Raw genomic sequence first — 21,321 nt, 5'->3', positions numbered from 1 at the left:
ACGTTTTCCAGGCAGCCTTCATCGGTAAGTACCTGTCTTACAGACTTCAATGCACTTAGTTAAGAAACATCCTAATCGTCCTTTCGCCGATCGCGAGATCTGTTATGGCAGCTAAACTCGATTGATACCCCAATCCGCGGGGCAGCATTTCCTTTCCGCACGCAAGAAGGAGAAGATCATGAAAGCAGTAATTTACAACGGTCCTTATGATGTAAAAGTAAAAGACGTACCGGATGCGAAAATTGTCCGCCCCACGGATGTACTCGTCCGCATCACCACCACCAACATTTGTGGGTCGGACTTGCACATGTATGAGGGCCGGACCAGCTTTGAACAGGGACGGATTCTGGGTCACGAAAACCTGGGTGAAGTGGTCGAAATTGGCTCAGGCGTTGAACGTATTAAGGTGGGCGACTATGTTTGTCTGCCGTTTAACGTGGGATGTGGTTTTTGCGAAAACTGTGAAAAAGGTCTGACCGGCTTTTGTCTCACTACCAATCCGGGTACGGCAGGCGCAGCTTATGGTTTTGCTGAAATGGGTCCCTGGGAGGGAGGTCAGGCGGAACTGCTTCGGGTGCCATTTGCCGACTTTAACTGCCTTGTTCTTCCCCCTGATGCGGCAGAAAAAGAAGATGATTATGTGATGCTCTCTGACATTTTTCCTACCGGCTGGCATGCAACAGAACTTGCCGGATTGAAGCCTGGTGAAAGCGTGGCCATTTATGGCGCGGGGCCGGTCGGTTTGATGGCAGCTCATTCGGCGATCATTAAAGGTGCTTCACAGGTGTTTGTGGTTGATACGCACACAGACCGGTTGGCTCTGGCTGAAAAAATGGGGGCGACGGGCATCAATGCTACTGGCGATGAAGCTGTACAAAAAATTCTCGACCTGACGGATGGACGCGGTACGGATTGTGGCTGCGAATGTGTTGGCTATCAGTGCTGTAACAAACATGGCCATGAAGATAACTCTGTTACCATGAACAGTCTTGTTGCGTCGACGAAAGCAACCGGGGGAATTGGTGTGGTTGGCGTCTTTATTCCTCAGGATCCGGGGGCTGAATCGGAGCTTGCCAGAGAGGGTAAGATGCCATTTGATTTTGGGAGTTTCTGGTTTAAAGGACAGGCAATCCGTACCGGCCAGGCGAACGTTAAGGCCTATAACCGTCAGCTGTCTCGCCTCATCCATCACGATAAAGCCAGTCCGGGCAAAATAATTTCTCATCGTCTTTCGCTTGAAGAGGCTCCTGCCGGATATAAGCACTTCGATGAGCGGGATGAAGGATGGACGAAGGTTATCCTTAAGCCTTAAATAGAGTTATCCGGTATGAGAAAGCAAAAACCGGGAAAGAATGTATGACTTTTGACAGGGTGCAATAAAATATCCTGTCAGGGCGTTATTATTCATACTTTCAGCTGCCAGGCGCTTCCATATCCAGACTTGTTCCCTGATTTTGCCGACGAGATAGCAAAATTAATACATTCAGGAGGAGGCATCTGCGGTTGATCTGTTCCGTATTTATTAACGCCCTGTGCTGTAAGTATTGTCTGCCTCTACCACATAGCAGACATGTGCGCAGGAACGGTCCGCTATGAGCGAAAAGCGGACTTCCGGTCCTTGCGCAAACTCCCGTTCCGAGAAGTTGCAGTTCACAAATCACCTGTTAAAGAAGGTATGGTAGCCCACAGCATTAATTTTGCTTCCATCTTCAGTCAGACTGGCCGGTACCGGCTTCCGATAAGTTTCGTCGGCTGAGGCCCGCTAAAGTAGAGAGGTCAAAAAATAACCTTGACGTACAATAATTTTCGATATCCAAACTGACCCCTAATTAGGTGGACACCTGATGACTGACTTAAAATTTCTATCACGCCAGCGTTACACATCCGCAGTCGCATCTTGCGGGGTTCAGCGGGGTGTTGCAGGCGGACGTGCACGTGCGGACGCCCTCTGACACCACGACCGAAGCGCTGTGCCGTATCGGCGAGCTGTATGGCATCGAGGCGGGCATCCGGGGCAAAAGCGCGGCGGAACGGCTGGCCATTCGGCAGGAAAAAGCGGTACCGCTGCTGACCGCGCTGGAGGGCTGGCTGCGTGAAAAGCAGAAAACGCTGTCACGGCACTCGGAGCTGTCGAAGGCGTTCGCGTACGCGCTGAACCAGTGGGATGCGCTGAAATTATACCTGCGGGAGATTACTGATACAGAACACGCCGGGAATGTGCCGCCATTGACGCAATGACGACACAGCCCTTTTTAACCGTTCCGTGAGAGTTCCCTGGCAATATACTGTGCGGTACGGCTTTCTTTGACCTGCGATACCTGTTCGGGAGTTCCTGCGGCAACCAGGCGTCCTCCCTCATGTCCCGCTCCAGGACCGATGTCGATAACCTGGTCTGCCTGAGTAACCGCCCGCATATCGTGTTCAATCATTATCACCGTATTTTCTGCATCAACAAGCCGCTGCAGCTGCACAAGGAGGCGGTCGGCGTCTGAAGCATGCAGGCCGGTTGTCGGTTCATCTAGGATATACAACGTGTGGCCACGTTGGCTACGTTGTAGTTCGGTTGCCAGCTTGATCCTTTGCGCCTCCCCTCCGGATAACTCGGTTGCTGGTTGTCCCAGACGCAGGTAGCCCAGACCAATTTCACTCAGCAGACGGAGGGGACGAGCCACTGGTTCTTCAGTCGCAAAGAACTGACTGGCTTCATCCACCGTCATATGCAGGACCTCCGCGATATTTTTGTCCTGCCAGCAGATCCTGAGAGTATCCCGGTTATACCGCGCGCCATGGCAGGTCGGGCACGGTGCATACACGCTCGGCATAAACAACAGCTCCACGCTGACGAATCCTTCACCTTCACAGGTTGCACAGCGGCCTTTTGCCACATTGAAAGAGAATTGACCCGCATCGTAATGATGGAGTTTGGCGTCAGTCGTTCCGGCAAAGAGCTTACGAACAGGATCAAACAACCCGGTATATGTCGCCAGGTTTGAACGGGGGGTCCTGCCTATCGGTTTCTGGTCAACCTGAACCAGACGCTTTACCAGTCCGGTATCACCGGTCAGGGTACCGTACGTTTTCTCCGTTACGGATGGCCCCTCAGCGTCGCTGGCTTCGGAAAGCACGTCTTCTGGCTCACCGCCAAGTGAAGAAAGCACCAGTTCCGGTAAGGCCTGGGCAATCAGACTGGATTTACCGGAGCCAGAGACTCCCGTCACGGCTGTCAGCACACCCAGAGGAATATCAACATCGATCCACTTAAGATTGTGGCGATGGATCCCCTGCAGTTTCAGCCACCCGGATGGGATACGGGCAAAAGATTGTGGTGGCCGGACTTCATCAAATAAATAACGCGCGGTACGAGATTGGGTGACGGCTTTCAGATCTTCAGGAATACCACTGTAGAGAACATGTCCTCCCTGTTCACCAGCCGACGGTCCCACATCAACAAGCCATTGCGCCCGTCGCATCAGGTTAAGATCATGTTCAACGACAAACACCGAGTTGCCGGCATCACGAAGGTTCTCAAGCGCATCGTAAAGCGCTTTACTGTCTGAGGGGTGCAGACCCGCAGACGGTTCATCAAGAACATAGACCACACCAAACAGCATCGAACTGAGTTGCGTGGCAAGACGCAGTCGCTGAAGCTCTCCTGCAGATAGAGTTGGGGTTGCTCTGTCCAGCGTAAGATAACCCAGCCCCAGCTTCTGCAACTGATACAACCGGGCCATGACACCACCGGTCAGCCGTTGTGCCGCCAGTCGTTTCTCTTCCGATAACGCCGATGTCCGGCAGACATCGGCGTTATCGGAATGGACCGCTTTTCCGGATGCAGCACGCTCTGTCAGATCCCGACGGGTGATATCCCTGTCGGCATCTGCGCCGGCGTGGTGGGCACTGAAATCCCCCCGGGAGATTGGAAGGAGCAATTCCGCCAGCTGGTCTAAGGGCATCTGCATAAATTCACCAATGTCCACACCGGCAAAGGTGACGGACAATGATTCTGACTTCAGTCTTTTCCCGTGACAGACCGGACACAGCTTGCCTTCCATAAAACGGGAGACTCGTTTTCTCATCAACGCGCTTTGCGTGCTGGCGAAGGTATGTAGCACATAACGACGTGCCCCGGTGAAGGTCCCCATATAACCCGGCGTCATTTTTTTCCTGACGGCTTCGCGCGTATCTTCCGGACTCAGTCCCGGGAAAACCGGTACAGTGGGGGTGTCTTCGGTAAAAAGGATCCACTGACGGTCTTCCGCTGGCAGATTTTTCCAGGGAGTGTCGATGTCATACCCCAGCGTCACCAGAATATCCCGCAGATTCTGTCCGTGCCAGGCCGGGGGCCAGGAAGCAATAGCCTTTTCACGGATACTAAGTGAGGGATCGGGCACCATCAGTGTTTCAGTTACCTCATAGATATGGCCCAGACCATGGCAAGAAGGGCATGCCCCCTGCGGCGTGTTGGGAGAAAAATCCTCGGCATACAGCATCGGTTGTCCGGCAGGATAAGCGCCCGCCCGTGAGTACATCATTCGCACCAGACTGGATAAGGTGGTCACGCTGCCGACAGAGGAGCGCGCGTTACTGGCACCGCGTTGTTGCTGAAGCGCAACGGCTGGCGGCAGTCCGTCAATGGCATCCACATCCGGAACCCCGACCTGATCAATGAGGCGACGAGCGTAGGGGGCAACCGATTCAAAGTAGCGCCGTTGCGCCTCAGCATAAATGGTGCCAAAGGCCAGTGAAGACTTACCCGAGCCTGACACACCCGAAAAAACAACCAATGCGTTGCGCGGAATGGAAACATCCACCTCTTTAAGGTTGTTCTCGCGAGCACCGCGAATCACAACTGAATTGTTGTCGTCAGTCAGGATGGGATGATAACCGAAAAGTTTCTTTGCCATAGAATTTCCTGTGCTAGGTGTGTCCGCTCTTAATAAGGCCACCTCTTGTGACGGTATCTGGTGTGCCGGACCGCTCGATCAGAAAGCCCGTCGAAAAAAGCGTTTGTGTGACTGGAAACAGATTGCTGAAGCTGGGCCCGGTGGTACCATGTGGGACACCGCTGAAGTTTCAGCGGTACCCTGCGGATCCGCCTTCTGTATGAGAACTGGCTGGCGGCGTACCCGGGACCGGAGATTTGGCTCCCGTGATAATGCGGGCTCCCCGGTACGCGACGCTGTGGTTCCAGACCCAGCTGATGGCGACACTCAGGCGGTTTCGGGTACCAATTAAAAAATACAGATGAATAATGCACGTGATTTCATATGTCATTTCCTTTCATTACAGTTTTAGACCCCATCAGACATCTGCCTGGCAGAGTTAACGGAGATAGGAGCGGACTATCGAAATGGTGTCGTCGATTGACCTCTTCTGCGACTCATTTCGTTTGCCCGTATCGGGGAATTCCTCCCGAAGATAGCTTTCCAGAACAACCGCCATCAGGTCGTTAACGGCTCCCTGGACTGACCCCGCCCCGGTAGACGATCCTGCCCTATAGTTTGAGTATAGGAGGAGCGTATGGGCACACCACGATTTACACCTGAATTTAAGGAAGAAGCCGTCCGTCAGATAACGGAACGCGGTTATTCCGTCGCCTAAGTATCTGAGCGTCTGGGCGTCTCTGCACACCGCCTCTACAAGTGGCTACGGGCTATCAAACCTGATAACAGCGAGCAGCATGCCCGGGATTTACTGGAAGCTAAAAGCGAGATCCTGAAACTCCGGGCGCAGCTAAAACGCACCGAAGAAGAACGGGATATCCTGAAAAAGGCCGCGCGGTACTTTGCAAAGGAGCCCGACTGAAGTACCGCTTTATCAATGAGCACCGAACTGTATGGGGTGTGATGACGATGTGTCGGGTACTGAATGTCGCCCGGGCCGGGTTCTATGCGTGGCTGCATAACCCTGTCTCGGCGCGTGATAAAGATAACCAGCGCCTGCTGATGCTTATCCGCGACTCATATTCCCTGAGCGGAGGCGTATACGGTTACCGGCGGGTTCATGGCGATCTGAACGAAATCGGGGAAACCTGTGGTAGAAACCGGGTGGGTCGGATCATGCAACTGGACCGGATTAAAGCTGTGCGCGGCTATAAAGCGCCACGTCGTATCGCTGGCAGGCCTTCAGTCGTTGCTCCTAATCTCGTGCAGCGGCAGTTCACCGTTGTCCGGGCCACCCAGGTCTGGGTCACCGATATTACTTATATCCGCACCTGGCAGGGCTGGCTGTATCTGGCGGTGGTTATCGATCTCTTCGCCCGTAATGTGGTCGGCTGGTCGATGAAACCCACTCTCTCACGCGAACTGGCGCTCGACGCGCTGATGATGGCGGTCTGGCGCCGAAAACCAGACAGCGAGGTTATCGTACATAGCGATCAGGGCAGCCAGTACGGCAGTGACGACTGGCAGCGCTTCTACCGGGCCAATAACCTGGCGCCGAGCATGAGCCGGCGTGGCAACTGCTGGGATAATGCGGTGGCCGAATCGTTCTTCAGTTCGCTGAAAAAAGAACGGATCAGAAAACGCATATATAAAACCAGGGATCTGGCCCGGGCGGATCTTCGATTACATTGAAGTCTTCTATAACCGGTCCCGGCGCCACAGCCACCTCGGCGACGTCAGTCCGGAGGCCTTCGAACAGGCCTCGTCGTGAGGACAGGATTTGTCTACAGGCGTGGGGTCAGTCCAAACTATAGGGCAGGATCGTCTACCGGGGCGGGGTCAGTCCATCAACGGCTCGGAAGTGTCTAGATTATCCGTGGCGATTCAGTTACAGTACATCTCAGGTCTGCAGGGTTCAGGCCCTGTTCAGGCCTGAAAATTAAGCACATTTTCTGAGGCTGGAAATCAACTCATGCTGACAGCCTGAGCCTGTTGGCATGGTAAGCAATGTGCTCACCAATAAAGCTGGAAATGAAATAATAGCTGTGGTCGTATCCAGTATGATATCGGAACGACGCATTGAGGTTCATCTCATTGCATACTCTCTCAAGGATTTTGGTGCGCAGTTGCTCTTCATAAAAGGCGTCACTCAGCCCCTGATCAATGAAGATTTCTGGTAATTTTTCACCCTGTAAAATGAGGCTGACTGGATCGTAGGCTTCCCACGTTTTTCTGTTTTCACCCAGGTAAGCGCTAAATGCCTGTTGCCCCCATGGCACCTGAGAAGGCGATACTATCGGGGAAAATGCTGATACGCTCACATATTCACCAGGATTTCGCAGAGCCAGCACCAGAGCACCCAGCCCTCCCATAGAATGACCGGATATAGATTTTCTTGCCGTTGCAGGAAAATGATTCATGACGACATCCGGAAGCTCTCTGAGAATATAGTCATACATCCTGTAATGAACATTCCACGGCTGTTCCGTCGCGTTCAGATAAAAACCGGCCCCCTGGCCAAGATCGTAACTGTCGGCATCCGGGACATTATTACCCCGGGGACTGGTATCCGGGACAACAACGATGACGTTATGCCGGGCTGCATAATGCTGCATACCTGATTTGGTGATGAAATTCTGCTCAGTACAGGTCAGGCCCGACAACCAGTATAGTACCGGCAGTTTTTCTGTTACTGCTTTGGGAGGAAGATACACACCGAAATTCATTTCACAATTAAGGGATTGTGAATAATGCCGGTACACGTTTTGCCAGCCGCCAGAGCTGGCATGCTGCTCAATGAGTTCCATCAGCCGTTATCTCATGGTTATTTCCCCTGACCGAAGCCAGGGGAAGTATCTTTAAATCCGGACGTCAGATAAACGTATACGCCGTGATTTTGTTACCCGCCGGATCCCGCAGGTAGGCAGCATAGGCCCCGGGAAGGTGACCACGCGGGCCAGGTTGACCTTCATCAGCTCCACCGGCGGCAAGGCCGGCAGCATGGAAAGCATCAACCTCTTCCGGGGTGGCAGCAGCGAAGCCGACAGTCACCCCGTTAGCGGAAGGTGCTTCACCGTTGCCCGGACGGGCAATGATAAATGCCGGCTTTTCGCGGCCATAGAGTACCCAGCCGTTGCCAAACGGGCCGAGGTTATTGATACCAAGCGTGCCCAGGACGACATCGTAAAATGCGGAGGATTTCTCGACATCGGCTGCGCCAATGAACACATGAGAAAAGATGCCGTCACCAGAAATTACCGGAGTTGTCATTTTCCACTTCCTTCAGTTTGAGTTGATTAAAATTCTGATGGGATCAGTAATGAATCACTGTCCGGATAGATTTGCCTTCATGCATAAGCTCGAAGGCGTCATTGATTTCATCCAGTGTCATCGTATGGGTTACAAATGGCTCAAGGTCAATATCCCCCTTCATGGCATCCTCGACCATACCGGGGAGCTGAGTGCGGCCTTTTACTCCGCCAAACGCGGAACCTTTCCATACGCGCCCGGTGACCAGCTGGAAAGGACGGGTGGAAATCTCCTGTCCGGCCCCTGCGACACCAATGACAACGGACTGCCCCCACCCACGGTGAGCACTTTCCAGCGCTGCACGCATGACGTTAACGTTACCGATACATTCAAAGGTATGGTCAATACCCCACTTGTTGATATCCAGCAGAACATCTTTAATCGGTTTGTCATAATCATTCGGGTTAATGCAGTCAGTGGCCCCGAACTGACGGGCCAGGTCAAATTTTGTCGGATTAGTATCGATAGCGATAATACGTCCCGCTTTTGCCTGACGGGCCCCCTGTACCGCAGCCAGACCAATTGCCCCCAGACCAAAAATGGCAACTGAATCGCCCGGCTGCACTTTAGCCGTGTTATGGACGGCGCCAATACCGGTAGTCACGCCACAACCCAACAGGCAGACGTGTTCATGGTTCGCCTCCGGGTTAATTTTTGCCAGAGAAACCTCGGCCACAACGGTGTATTCACTGAATGTGGAACATCCCATGTAGTGGTAAAGAGGCTGACCGTTGTATGAAAAGCGAGTGGTCCCGTCAGGCATCAGTCCTTTGCCCTGAGTCTCGCGAACCGATACACAGAGGTTCGTTTTACCGGACTGGCAGAATTCACACTCCCCGCATTCAGCGGTGTAGAGCGGAATAACATGGTCACCCGGCTTCACACTGGTGACGCCTTCACCAACTTCAACGACGATACCGGCTCCCTCGTGGCCGAGAACCACCGGGAAAACGCCCTCAGGGTCATTCCCTGAGAGGGTAAAGGCATCGGTATGGCAGACACCTGTGTGGGTGTTTTTAATCAGCACCTCGCCTTTTTTAGGCGGAGCAACATCAATTTCAACAATCTCCAGGGGCTTCCCTGGTGCAAATGCAACAGCGGCACGTGATTTCATACGTAATATATCCTCAATGTAATAATGGCCTCACCTATTTAAGATAGGCACGAACCAGCTCAATCGTATCGTCAACTGATTTACTGACTTCATGACTGTAGCTGTCATTCTGGTCAAAGGTTTCCCGTATGTGGCTCTCCAGCACCTCTGCCATCAGTCCGTTAGCGGCGCCCCGGACGGCGGCGATTTGCTGGAGAACGGAACGGCATTCAGCGCCACTTTCAAGTGCTCTTTCCAGAGCATCAATCTGACCCCGGATACGGCGAACCCGGGTTAGGACCTTTTTTTTCTCTTCAGGAGTACTGGGCATTGCTTACCTCACTGCTCTGTATTTCTTATACTATAGGGGAGTATTACATTAAGATCAACACATACCCCACTATAGTATAATAAATATATCAGAGCACCGGTAATGACTCCAACTTACTGATAGTGTTTTATGTTCAGATAATGCCCGATGACTTTGTCATGCAGCTCCACCGATTTTGAGAACGACAGTGACTTCCTGCCCAGCCTTGCCAGATGCTGCCTCAGATTCAGGTTATGCCGCTCAATGCGCTGCGTATATCGCTTGCTGATAACGTGCAGTTCTCCCTTCAGGCGTGATTCATAAAGCGGCCAGCCATCCGTCATCCATACCACGACCTCAAAGGCCGACAGCAGGCCCAGAAGACGCTCCAGCGTGACCAACGTGCGTTCACCGAATACGTGCGCCACAACCGTCCTCCGTATCCTGTCATACGCGTAAAACAACCAGCGCTGGCGTGATTTAGCGCCGACGTAACCCCACTGTTCGTCCATTTCCGCGCAAACAATGACGTCACTGCCCGGTTGTATGCGTGAGTTTACCGACTGCGGCCTGAGTTTTTTAAGTGTCGTAAAATCGTGTTGAGGCCAACGCCCATAATGCGTGCACTGGCGCGACATCCGACGCCATTCATGGCCATATCAATAATTTTCTGGTGTGTACCGGGCTGAGAGACGGTGTAAGTGAACTGTAGCTGCCATGTTTTACGGCAGTGAGAGCAGAGATAGCGCTGATGTCCGGCAGTACTTTTACCGTTACGCACCACGCCTTCAGTAGCTGAACAGGAGGGACAGCTGATAGAAACAGAAGCCACTGGAGCACCTCAAAAACACCATCATACACTAAATCAGTAAGTTGGCACCATTACCCGAATTACCAGCGTCTGCTCTTGGCACGGAGCGGACCTATTTACTGAGCCGAAGGTCCGCTCAGACTAACTCATTAAAGCCTGGTTGTTTTATCGCATCATCAGCCGTGTTCTGAAGCATTAGCTATGTATCTTCAGGGATGCTGATTTTCCCTCTGCACCAGATAAACCAGAATACAGTTTGATGTCGGTCAAAAAAGACAGCTTTAAGTGCATGAAATGAATAATGTTTCTTGAATGCTGGCAAAGCACTGGGATCGTAGTGTTGATTATTAGACGATCGGTCAATATTATTTATTGACGACTTAATGACTGAACGGTAAACGCCCGGACAAACGAGGTGAACGTGTTTAAATCTTTATTAATCAACAAAACAGATGGACGCTATAGTGCGCAACTTGCTGAAATCGCTGAAAGTGAACTACCGCAGGGGGATGTGGAGGTCAATGTTGACTATTCATCCATCAACTACAAAGACGCACTGGCCATTACGGGCCGGGGCCCAATCGTCCGACGCTTTCCCATGGTGCCCGGCATTGATTTTACCGGTACAGTGTCCGCCAGTTCACATCCCGAATATCAGGCCGGAGATAAGGTTCTCCTGACCGGCTGGGGTGTTGGGGAAAAACACTGGGGCGGACTATCCGAAAAAGCACGGGTAAATGGAGACTGGCTGACGCCGCTCCCGGCTGGCGCTAACGGCAAACACGTAATGGCAATCGGAACAGCTGGGTTTACCGCGATGCTGTGCGTAGACGCACTTCTGAATCATGGTATTAAGCCTGAAGATGGTCCGGTACTTGTTACCGGTGCCAGCGGCGGCGTCGGGAGCATTGCGGCCATGATCCTTGCATCAATGGGGTACCGCGTTACGGCGTCTACTGGACGCCCGGAAGAGGCTGCCTGGCTCTATAAAACGGTCGGTGTGGACGAGATTATTAACCGTTCCGAGCTCTCCTGTCCCGGAAAACCGTTACAGAAAGAACGCTGGGCTGCCGCCATTGATACAGTCGGTAGCCATACGCTCTGCAATGTATGCGCCGGGGTGCGTTATGGCAGTATTGTTGCAGCCTGCGGCATGGCACAGGGGATGGAACTAATGGGGAATGTGGCTCCGTTTATCCTGCGTGGCGTCACGCTGAAAGGGATTGACAGTGTCATGTTCGCGAAGGAAAAAAGAGCGGCGATCTGGCAGCAGGCGGTACAGTATTTACCGGAGTCCAGACTGGATAGCCTGACCACCGTTTATCCGCTGAGTGATGCCATCAATGTGGCCGAAAAACTTCTGAGTGGCGGAATTCGTGGCCGGGCAGTAATTCAGTGTAGCTAATGAAGTGGAAGCCAGGCTCAGCCTGGGTTTGATAATTATTATCAGGGGCTGCGGCCCCTTTTTTACTTTTCAACAGCCGTGTCCTTAGAGGGCTGATAGCGTACTGACTTTTTGAAATAGCTCCAGAAGTCGTACACAGGCTGGGTTGAGCAATAAAGTTTGGCACGCATTACGGCACCCTCCCAACTGCTCCAGAAAATGGCCGCCAGTTGCGTATTATTCATATCGGAACGGATTTCGCCCGAAGATAACGCGTCGGACAGACAGCACGCCACAAGCGCCTGCCAGCGCTCAAGTATTTCGTGGAGCTGTTTGATAAAGGACAGTGGAAGACCCGGACTCTCCTGCATCATATTGCCAACCAGACAGCCCCGGGTGAAATTGTACTTTTTAATGCCGTCGCAGGCATCGTCGATGAAATTTTCCAGACGCATCATTGGTGTGAAGGATGATTCATACAGATGTTTTTGGAGTTTATGCACAAAGAAACTGTCATAGGCGCTCAGAACAGTCTGGGCATACTCTTCTTTGCTCTTGAAATAGTAATAAAATGAGCCTTTAGGAACACTGGCATTTTTGACAATGGCATCGACTCCCGTTGAAAGAAAACCATTCTGCGTGAGCAGTTCAAGCCCGCTTCGGATCAGGTCATTACGGGTATCTGTATAGGTACTCTCTGTTTTTCGTGGCCTGCCTCGCCCACGAATTTCGCCAGTCATGACTTTGCTCCTGCATTTTATTAACGGAAAAGAATAAGTGATTTTGCGCGGAGGCTTCAATCAGTTTATCCCCGGCGGTGACGAGGTGGCCACCTATGCCGACTGGACAGGGGACTGACTATTGCCATAACGCCATCGCAGGTTGCTTCAGTAAACCTGCTAATCCCGTACAATGGCGAATTCGCTATATCCGCTTCTCGCACTTAGCTGCCATAAATCGGCCAGGCAATCACAGGTCATTTCTGTCTCGCAAAGAAGGTGCCGTTTCTGCTTTGCGTTGACACCCCTAAATATTAGAATTAAAAGGAGAGAGTTACTGGAAAAAGGCAGCGGAGGCAGTGACAATCGTGGCTTGAAGCCACTACTCGATGGATGCGGACATGTAGTTGGCGTCATTCGACAAAACTAGCAAACTTCTAATAGTCACCATTTCTCCCGTCTGGCGGGAGTGCTGTCAAATGCCCCCCTCATCTCTGTGTGGGAAATGAAGGGTGAAGGGGAAATAGATGACAGCGTTATTTCTACGCCCAGAATACTGAATACCTTGTACAGACGATCAATACTGGCGCTAGCAGGGTTTGCTTCCAGGCGGGCATAGGTTTGCTGCGTTACGGCAAGCCTCTCAGACACATCTTTTTGCGTGAAGCCCTTGATTTTGCGAAACCCGATTAGCACAGGTCTGAGCTGGTTCAGCGTTTTTATCGGGAACTGATTATTCATAAGTGACCTGCCTCGCAGACTGAGTAGGGAGTACCGCCCTGTAATACAGCAGGTAAGGTGTATTTTGTGTTATACAGACTATAGGCTGTAAAACCTTTATTGAAAAGATGCTGATGTTCCAGGGGCATGCCGAGCATGGACGATTTTCTGCGGGGCGGTATTTCGCTACGGGGGAGATTGCGTTCGGGCAATGTACCGGTGTAAAAAACGTCAATTTTTCAAAACCGCTGTTATCGGGATAAGCTGAAAACTCCGAAGGCAGACACAGCCACGAATAATGTCAGACTTAAACTCTGTAGCTGTCTTCTTTTGCCTGTAAATAACGTCTAGTTTGACTCTGATGAAGGCTGTACCAGGCAGAGAACATGTCACTCTCGGGGCCGGATGATAAAATGTGTTCAACTGGCTGGGCAGGGTAATAGCGAAGAACGTTCTCTGAAATTCGATTCAGCTCAGCGTAACGTGCGCTGTAGGTATGTATAATCCATTGCATCAATTTTGCATCCGTATTATTCGCAGATTACACACAAGAAGCTTAACAATGGCTGAAAGAGTGAGCAGGGATATGTAACAAAAACAAGGGCTTCAAGATGAACTGGATAAAACCGGAGCAGAGCAAGCCCTGTTCCGGTTTGTCAGGCTTTGGAATTTCTTCCAGGCCCCTGCAGCTAGTCACAACAAACACATTAATGTTTTCATTGCTTCAATTCAATATTATTGTGTGAAAGGGATTCCATCGAAATCGGCTTATGCATGCTTAAAACTAAACTGCCCCGGCTGCAGTCATTTGGTTGCTGTGGGCTCTGTACTGTGTCTAATAGTGAAAGAATCTTACGTTATAACGAAGGAAATTGCTGAATGACTCTACGATTGCAGACGGAATCACCCGCTGACCAGGATATGTTTAGAGGCAGCAGTCATGAAAAAGTTGCAGAGAATGTGGCTCAGATCATCAGGACACCTGATGTCAATATTATTGGTCTGGAAGGTGAGCTGGGTTCAGGTAAGTCAACAATATTGAAGTTCCTGCAGAAAAAGCTTAAAGATGATTTTACGTTCATTAACTTTGATGCAGAACGTTACCATCATGGCTCAACTAAAAAAGCGCTTATCGATGTCATCCACCACGGGGTCAGCCTACAATGTCCGGGCTCCCGGGATGTGTTGGATAAGTATAAAAATCTGGCTCTGGGTAACATCGTTGAATACGACAAGAGGGTCAGCAGCAGGCTAAGCTGGTTGACCGTCGTTTTTATTTTACTGTCATTGCTTTCCGTGCAGATGCTTCGTTATGTGCTAACAGACCTTAATCAATATTTTACTAACAAGGAGTCATTATTAGGGTGGCTTTTTTATGTTGAGGTGGCCGCGTTTCTTTCTCCTGCCATTATGGTCGCAGGACTGGCATGCCTGCAGAACATGGAATGGTACAGAAAGAAAGGGTATTCGAGTATTGGTGATTTGTTCAAACGCAACAGTACTGACAGGATTGAAGAGACTTGGCTAGTTAATAAGGAGGTCGGAGCTATTGAGCTGGCTGAAGCTCTGCAGGGATTTACCTCCAAAGAGGTCATTTCCCATGGAGATCGCTTCATCCTTATCATTGATAATCTGGACCGAATCAGTGCAGACAAAGTGAAAGAGCTCTGGAGTGATATGGAGCTTATTGCCGGAGCCACTCATGAACACTTCAGGATAGTGGTGCCCTATTCGGCAAGACAGGTTTCAGCCTCACTTTCTGTGGCGGGTTTCAGCGGGCGTGAGTTTATTGCAAAGCGGATTCCTGTAAGTTTTCAGGTTCCTCCTCTTATTTCGGCAGGATGGCAGGAAGCGTTAAGGCAGTACTGGAAAGAAACAGTAAATGAGGATGCAGGGATAGCGTGCCGGGAAGCAACGGTGTTGCTTGAGCGCTGGAAACCCTCTGAGTATCCTCGTATCACACCGCGATTAATGAAGAAGTTTGTTAATGATATTCATATTCTGAACCTTACCGTTCCTGCAACAGAAGATCATCGCCATATTCTTATTGCTCTCTACTTACTGGTGGTCAGATACGGGGAGCGAGATATTAAAGTATTACTTCGCGATCCCAAAGCTAGTCAGACCGAACCCGGTATTGCTCCGGATGATTTTGACGAGATGCTCTCGCTAACTTATCAACAAATATCCCGAATTTTTAATAACGATACAGAAAGATGGAGCGAATTTCTGATGAGCATCCACTATCAGTCCACGGTGGAGCTTGCCAGGAGCGAGTTGCTTGATACGCCTCTTAAAGACGCGATTGGTGCTATAAATATCCCACGGCTTGAAGAACTGACGGCCTTGTGGGGTTTCGCTGAAGCATGGCAGCGAGTGGCACCACATATTCAGATGCGAGACTGGCTGGTTTCTTATAGCCGGATGGATGAGAAGTGTCAGGCTCTCGCCGAACCGCAACTCAAAGTCGCAGTGCAAATGCTGAATCAGAGTTATGCTGTTTCACTCAGAGAAAAGAATGATGAAGGTTTCGTATTGAGTCTGCAGAAACTGATGGCTGACGGGCGGATAAGCCTAGAGCCTTTCGTCGAAAGGCAAATATCGTTTATTGTGAGTAAACTTGATGAAATTCAGGATTCAGAAAAATTGGAGGCTGAATCCACGCAGACGTTGCTGCAGGAAGCTGATTCATACTCTGTTCTGGCCGGTGAATCACTACTGAATAAAATGGAGAATTTTGTAGATGGCGTATTTTATGTGGAATACCTTGTCAATAATGAAGAGACCTTGTCAAACCTGAAAATTGGCACACTAGATATCGGAAATCACGGTCGGGAGGAGATGTTACGCTATGGAGCTGAGCAACCTCAGATAGACCTTTTTAATCCGGGAATTATCCGGCATATCAATATTGCATCGAAGGCGGTACAGAACGTAATTGGAAAGAATGATGGTACAGGTGGGGCTCAGGTTAGCTCTGCAATAATGACGCTTAAAAATCGTCAGGTTGTTGAGGACGTTATCCATTTCAGAAAAATTGTTCTGAGCCCGGACTGGAATAATAATGTTTTAAATCAATATTATCTTAATAATACGGCGACGAGGAATCTCTTCCCTGCGGAATTTGCTGCACAGGCTGTTGCTCACATGGTGCTCCATGGTAACTATGCCGGTATCGAGTCGTACAGTGAACATATTGGTGAGGAACGGTTTGACCTGGCTTTGGCTGCATATCTTCGTTATCTACGTACTGCCGAGAGTATCTTTATAGCACTTAAGGATAAAAATGTTCTGCCGTACATCAAAAATGCTGTTGGCAGGATTGTTGATTTAGGTCTTCTGGTGAATATACCTGTCCTGAGCTTTGTTAAAGGTCAGTATGACGTCATCAAAGAAGCTACAAATGCAACCTCTCTTTTAATATTTGTGCGAGAGCGTCAAAAAGCACTGTCAGAGAAAATAATTGAGTCTGATGTGAATGCTATGGGTCCAGTATTTCTCCATGACGTATATCAGTCAGGTGAGCAGTTTGATATTTTGAAGAAAAAGCTGAACGCCCTGGCATGTGGAGTATTTAGTTCTTCTGAAAGGCTTATTGAGTGTTTTACGGTTCTTCCTGTGAACATGCGCTTTATCCTTGAACAAATGCAACTTCAGGGGCAGCATATCCGGATGGAAGGTAGTGTGGGTATCTTTGCATCATGGTTCCGTGATGCAGAGCCAGACGTTGTCACAAATGCCGAGAACATTCATTTCCTGTGGTCTTGCCTCGACGATACCCAGAGAGAGACTGTACTTGATGAGTTGCACGATGTCTTACTTGAAAGACATATTCGTATTGACAGCCGTATTGCGATTATTACCCGTTTTCATAATGAGTTGTCGTTTATTGAACCTGAGAAGGCCGTTGAACGCAGGGCTATTGCGGCGCTGTTTAGCGCTTCTGTTGATAATGTATTATTGTCTCAATGGCTTGACCGTCAGACGTTTTCATTTTCATCATGGTCTCCGGAGGACGCCCGTACGGCAACGAGTTGTATAATGAATAACTCGGAGATTTTTCCTCTCATCTGCAGGAATTCACAGTATATTAAAAACAGAATGTTACCAGAGAAAGCGGACGTTACAGAAGATAGTGATACGTTTCCGGACTGAGTTCGTTCTTTAAATCCTATACCTGAAGACCACAGCGGTGGTCTTTGGGAGTTTTTTTATTGCCTGATATACATTAAGCATGTTATATCTTGCTAAGAAATAATCATTCAGGGATTAATCATAACTACTGAAGTTATGTTGTGTTCTTTTCTTTTAAAAATAAATTATTCAGATTTATTTTCTATTGATTTAATGAGGTAGGGAATGACAGAAAGTGCTTTGCTTTTGCGAGAGGCATTTAATGAATCGGTTAACTATATGACATGGTCTTTTTATTCACTGATAACTGCTTACGTTTCGATGGCTTTTTATGATAGAGTTGAGGTTAAGACCCGAATAAATAATTATCTGAATAAGTTACTTTTCGTGATTGCTATGTCCGTTTTTATCCCAAATATGTACTTTGTTTCAATGGTGTTCAGTCAGAAGTTAGGCACCGCAGCTGGCGTTGCGTCATTCATTATTGGGCTACTTTTCATGATGTTAAACTCGGCGCCTGTAATTACTGGTATCGTACAGCAGCGCAAAGATTGAGTTTTATGAGTATAGTCAGTTGGGTTTTCATCTGTTTTATCAGACTTAGAAAAATGAAATCTTTCAATTCATTGATTTTAAACGCAAAAAAATTTCTAAATGATCAGAATTATAGGGTGCTCGCTCTGTTCGATCACCGAGCATGAAGGGCGCATTATTCAGAGCCGCTCTGAAGACTCTATCGTTAACGAGATCGAAGCCATTCGCGACACGGTGCCGGGCTTTACCGGCGTCATCTCCGATCTGGGTGGCCCAACCGCCAACATGTACATGCTGCGCTGTAAGTCGCCGCGCGCGGAGCAGACCTGCCGTCGTCTCTCCTGTGTCTATCCGAGCATTTGCGAACATATGGACACCAACCATGAGCCGACGATCAACCTGTACCGTCGTGCCCGCGATCTGAAGGGCATCAAGAAGATCCTCATCGCTTCCGGGGTGCGTTATGACATCGCCGTGGAAGATCCGCGCTACATCAAAGAGCTGGCGACCCACCATGTGGGCGGCTACCTGAAGATCGCCCCGGAGCATACCGAAGAGGGGCCATTATCGAAGATGATGAAGCCGGGGATGGGGAGCTACGATCGCTTTAAAGAGCTGTTCGATACCTATTCGAAGCAGGCCGGGAAAGAGCAGTACCTGATCCCGTACTTTATCTCCGCGCACCCGGGCACGCGTGACGAAGACATGGTGAACCTGGCCCTGTGGCTGAAGCAGCGTCGCTTCCGTCTGGATCAGGTGCAGAACTTCTATCCGTCGCCGCTGGCGAACTCAACCACCATGTATTACACCGGCAAGAACCCGCTGAGTAAGATTGGCTATAAGAGTGAGGATGTGGTGGTGCCGAAGGGGGACAAACAGCGTCGCCTGCATAAAGCCCTGCTGCGTTATCACGATCCGAAAAACTGGCCGCTGATCCGCCAGGCGCTGGAAGAGATGGGCAAAAAGCACCTGATTGGCTCACGCCGCGACTGTCTGGTACCTGCGCCAACGGTTGAAGAGATGCGCGAAGCGCGCCGCCAGAACCGCAATACACGTCCGGCCCTGACCAAGCACACGCCAATTGTGCATCAGCGTTCGAACGGTGGGGCGAGCACGAAGAAGAGTGTAAAACGTAAGGCCGGTTAAGCCTGTAAAAAAGCCCGGTGGCGCTGCGCTTACCGGGCCTACAAGTCTGAACGTAGGCCGGGTAAGGCGAAGCCGCCACCCGGCTTTTTACTAACCGCCAAACTGGTCCGGATCCGGGCCTAAACGCTTGCCTTTATCCAGCTTCGCAATTTCACCCAGTTCATCTTTATCCAGGCGGAAATCCCACACGTTGAAGTTCTCAGCGATGCGCGACGGGGTGACCGATTTCGGGATCACCACCAGACCGCAGTCCAGATGCCAGCGAATAACAATCTGTGCCGGGGTTTTGCCATACTTATCGGCCAGATCGCGGATAATTTTCTGATCGAAGACCCCTTCGCCGCCCTGAGCCAGCGGGCTCCAGGATTCGGTCTGAATTTTGTGGGTCGCATTCCATGAATGAAGCTGGCGCTGCTGCATCAGCGGGTGCAGCTCAATCTGGTTGATCACCGGGGCGACGCCCGTCTCATCGATCAGCCGTTGCAGATGGTGGACCTGGAAATTACAGACCCCGATGCTTTTTATCAGCCCGGCTTTTTGCAGCTCAATCATCCCTTTCCAGGCCTCGACGTAATGGTCGATAGCCGGAACCGGCCAGTGCATCAGATAGAGATCGACAAAATCGAGCTGCAGCTTGTCCAGGCTCTCCTGGAGGGCTTCTGCCGGACGCTTCTGGTCGTCGTTCCACAGCTTGGTCGTAATGAACAGCTCATCGCGGGGTACGCCAGCGCTGGCAAGGGCCTTGCCGACGCCCTCCTCATTTTTGTAGGCGGCAGCGGTATCAATGGAGCGATAGCCGACTTCCAGTGCTTTATGAATGGCGGAGACGACCTCGTCGTTACCGGCTTTCCATACGCCGAGCCCCAACTGGGGCATTACGTTGCCATCCTGAAGCTTGATTACGGTTTGGTTTGCCATTTTTCCTCCTTCATTGGACATCCACCAGGAGTGATCCCCTGGTGGCGTATGTGCATTAAGCCTGGCCTAAATGCCGAAAAACGGAAGGCAATCGCGTAAAATCAGTTAGCGAGCGGCCTCGTAAATACGGCGGCTTACATCGAGAGTAATGTCATGATGTTCCCCGATTTGCGTCATGCCGTGCTCCTCGAGTTTTGCCAGCAGGGCAGGGATGGAACTGCCGTCCAGACCGTAGCCGGAGAGACGCGTCGGAACACCCAGCTGCTCGAAGAAGTTGCGGGTGGCAGCGATAGCCGCATCGATACGCTCATCTTCAGAACCGGCAGTAATACCCCAGACGCGCTCAGCGTACTGCAGCAGCTTGCCACGCTTGGTGTCGCGTTTTTCATTCCACAGCGCAGGCAGAACCACGGCCAGGGTCTGGGCATGATCGAGGCCGTGCATCGCCGTCAGCTCGTGGCCCAGCATGTGGGTTGCCCAGTCTTGCGGCACGCCGGCACCAATCAGGCCGTTCAGCGCCTGAGTCGCAGCCCACATCACGTTGGCACGCACTTCGTAGTTTTCTGGCTCTTTCAGCGCCAGCGGGCCATCTTCGATCAGGGTCAGCAGAATGCCCTCGGCGAAACGATCCTGAATTTTGGCGTTTACCGGGTAAGTAACGTACTGCTCAACGGTGTGGACAAAGGCATCCACCACGCCGTTCGCCACCTGACGCGGCGGCAGGGTGTAGGTGTAAACCGGATCCAGCACCGCAAACACCGGCTGCACGTGCTCGTTCATAAAGGCCTGCTTGTCGCCGGTGGTTTTACGTGAGATCACCGCGCCTTTATTGGATTCGGAGCCGGTCGCCGGCAGGGTCAGTACAGAGCCCATTGGAATGGCGCTCTTGATGTCGCTGCCGCCGGTTTGCAGGATGTGCCACGGGTCGATGGTTTCATCATAATGGGCCGCCGCGGCAATGAACTTGGTGCCGTCCAGCACCGAGCCGCCACCCACCGCCAGCAGGAAGGTGATCTGCTCGTCACGGGCGATTTTCACCGCCTTCATCAGCGTTTCGTAAGAGGGGTTTGGCTCAATGCCGCTGAACTCGCGCACGTCCATGCCTTCCAGCGCGGAGTAAACCTGATCCAGGACGCCATTCTTCTTCACGCTACCGCCGCCATAGGTAATCAGGACGCGGGCGTTGGCCGGGATCTGCTCGCGCAGATCGGCGATGGCGCCTTTACCAAACAGGATGCGGGTTGGGGTATGCAGATTAAAATTGTTCATTGTTCGTTCCCTTTGGTGGGTGAAAAAACGGGGCGGCACAGAGGGCTGCCTGATGGTGCTCATTGTGGCGAGCGCACGCGCTCCTCTCAAT

Annotated in this window: 14 protein-coding genes and 3 pseudogenes; 7 read left to right on the top strand and 10 right to left on the bottom strand. The window is 51.0% G+C overall.

Features of this window, described 5'->3' with window-relative positions; genetic code table 11:
- Positions 1–178: 178 nt before the first annotated feature.
- Positions 179–1,312, top strand: a complete 1,134-nt coding sequence (locus tag GNG29_RS19365; protein WP_022651297.1) for a glutathione-independent formaldehyde dehydrogenase — start codon at positions 179–181, stop codon at positions 1,310–1,312.
- Between the two features lie 569 nt (positions 1,313–1,881).
- Positions 1,882–2,181 (top strand): annotated as a pseudogene (locus tag GNG29_RS19360) (transposase); the annotation flags it as partial.
- 71 nt (positions 2,182–2,252) lie between these two features.
- Here GNG29_RS19360 and GNG29_RS19355 read toward each other — a convergent pair.
- Positions 2,253–4,904, bottom strand: a complete 2,652-nt coding sequence (locus tag GNG29_RS19355; protein ID WP_012561117.1) for an excinuclease ABC subunit UvrA — start codon at positions 4,902–4,904, stop codon at positions 2,253–2,255.
- A 616-nt stretch (positions 4,905–5,520) separates the two neighbouring features.
- Between GNG29_RS19355 and GNG29_RS19345 the strand changes: the two are divergent.
- Positions 5,521–6,654, top strand: a pseudogene (locus tag GNG29_RS19345) (IS3 family transposase).
- A gap of 199 nt (positions 6,655–6,853) precedes the next feature.
- Here GNG29_RS19345 and fghA read toward each other — a convergent pair.
- The 5 genes from fghA to GNG29_RS19320 form a co-directional block, all read right to left on the bottom strand.
- Positions 6,854–7,690 carry an S-formylglutathione hydrolase gene (fghA, locus tag GNG29_RS19340; protein ID WP_012561110.1) on the bottom strand — a complete coding sequence of 279 codons (837 nt, stop codon included), beginning with the start codon at positions 7,688–7,690 and terminating at the stop codon, positions 6,854–6,856.
- 64 nt (positions 7,691–7,754) lie between these two features.
- Positions 7,755–8,153, bottom strand: coding sequence for a VOC family protein (locus GNG29_RS19335; RefSeq protein ID WP_012561111.1), 399 nt, complete (start codon positions 8,151–8,153; stop codon positions 7,755–7,757).
- A gap of 43 nt (positions 8,154–8,196) precedes the next feature.
- Positions 8,197–9,306, bottom strand: a complete 1,110-nt coding sequence (gene frmA, locus GNG29_RS19330) for an S-(hydroxymethyl)glutathione dehydrogenase (RefSeq protein ID WP_017384070.1) — start codon at positions 9,304–9,306, stop codon at positions 8,197–8,199.
- A gap of 34 nt (positions 9,307–9,340) precedes the next feature.
- Positions 9,341–9,616: a formaldehyde-responsive transcriptional repressor FrmR gene (gene frmR / locus GNG29_RS19325; protein WP_017384071.1), complete on the bottom strand. Its 276-nt coding sequence runs from the start codon at positions 9,614–9,616 to the stop codon at positions 9,341–9,343.
- A gap of 113 nt (positions 9,617–9,729) precedes the next feature.
- Positions 9,730–10,427, bottom strand: a protein-coding gene (locus tag GNG29_RS19320) for an IS1 family transposase (RefSeq protein ID WP_223195083.1) whose coding sequence is annotated in 2 segments (ribosomal slippage) — positions 9,730–10,178 and positions 10,178–10,427 — 699 coding nt in all. Because the reading frame shifts where the segments join, the coding sequence is not laid out codon by codon here.
- Positions 10,428–10,827: 400 nt separating this feature from the next.
- On the opposite strand from GNG29_RS19320, the gene GNG29_RS19315 reads away from it, so the two are divergent.
- The gene (locus GNG29_RS19315; protein WP_023280857.1) at positions 10,828–11,811 is read left to right on the top strand and encodes an MDR family oxidoreductase; all 984 of its coding nucleotides are present in this window, start codon (positions 10,828–10,830) and stop codon (positions 11,809–11,811) included.
- A 62-nt stretch (positions 11,812–11,873) separates the two neighbouring features.
- On the opposite strand, the gene GNG29_RS19310 is transcribed toward GNG29_RS19315, so the two are convergent.
- The gene (locus GNG29_RS19310) at positions 11,874–12,530 is read right to left on the bottom strand and encodes a TetR/AcrR family transcriptional regulator (RefSeq protein ID WP_023280966.1); all 657 of its coding nucleotides are present in this window, start codon (positions 12,528–12,530) and stop codon (positions 11,874–11,876) included.
- A 423-nt stretch (positions 12,531–12,953) separates the two neighbouring features.
- Positions 12,954–13,250, bottom strand: a complete 297-nt coding sequence (locus GNG29_RS19305; protein ID WP_023314851.1) for a helix-turn-helix transcriptional regulator — start codon at positions 13,248–13,250, stop codon at positions 12,954–12,956.
- Positions 13,251–14,108: 858 nt separating this feature from the next.
- Between GNG29_RS19305 and GNG29_RS19300 the strand changes: the two genes are divergently transcribed.
- The 3 genes and pseudogenes from GNG29_RS19300 to GNG29_RS19290 all read left to right on the top strand — a co-directional run.
- Positions 14,109–17,384 (top strand): P-loop NTPase fold protein, encoded by a 3,276-nt coding sequence (locus GNG29_RS19300; protein WP_023314849.1) that lies wholly within the window; start codon positions 14,109–14,111, stop codon positions 17,382–17,384.
- Between the two features lie 204 nt (positions 17,385–17,588).
- Positions 17,589–17,918: a hypothetical protein gene (locus GNG29_RS19295; protein ID WP_000140246.1), complete on the top strand. Its 330-nt coding sequence runs from the start codon at positions 17,589–17,591 to the stop codon at positions 17,916–17,918.
- 114 nt (positions 17,919–18,032) lie between these two features.
- Positions 18,033–19,043 (top strand): annotated as a pseudogene (locus tag GNG29_RS19290) (DUF3362 domain-containing protein); the annotation flags it as partial.
- 90 nt (positions 19,044–19,133) lie between these two features.
- Here the strand turns inward: GNG29_RS19290 and dkgA are convergent.
- Positions 19,134–19,961, bottom strand: coding sequence for a 2,5-didehydrogluconate reductase DkgA (gene dkgA, locus GNG29_RS19285; RefSeq protein WP_103176965.1), 828 nt, complete (start codon positions 19,959–19,961; stop codon positions 19,134–19,136).
- 105 nt (positions 19,962–20,066) lie between these two features.
- On the bottom strand, positions 20,067–21,230 hold the full coding sequence (gene yqhD / locus GNG29_RS19280; RefSeq protein ID WP_103176964.1) for an alcohol dehydrogenase: 1,164 nt from the start codon (positions 21,228–21,230) through the stop codon (positions 20,067–20,069).
- Positions 21,231–21,321 lie beyond the last annotated feature (91 nt).

It is taken from the genome of Leclercia sp. Colony189 (assembly GCF_009740165.1).
Lineage (GTDB): Bacteria > Pseudomonadota > Gammaproteobacteria > Enterobacterales > Enterobacteriaceae > Enterobacter.
Note: the sequence above shows the minus strand (reverse complement) of the source record. Positions and strands in the feature narration are given on the sequence as shown.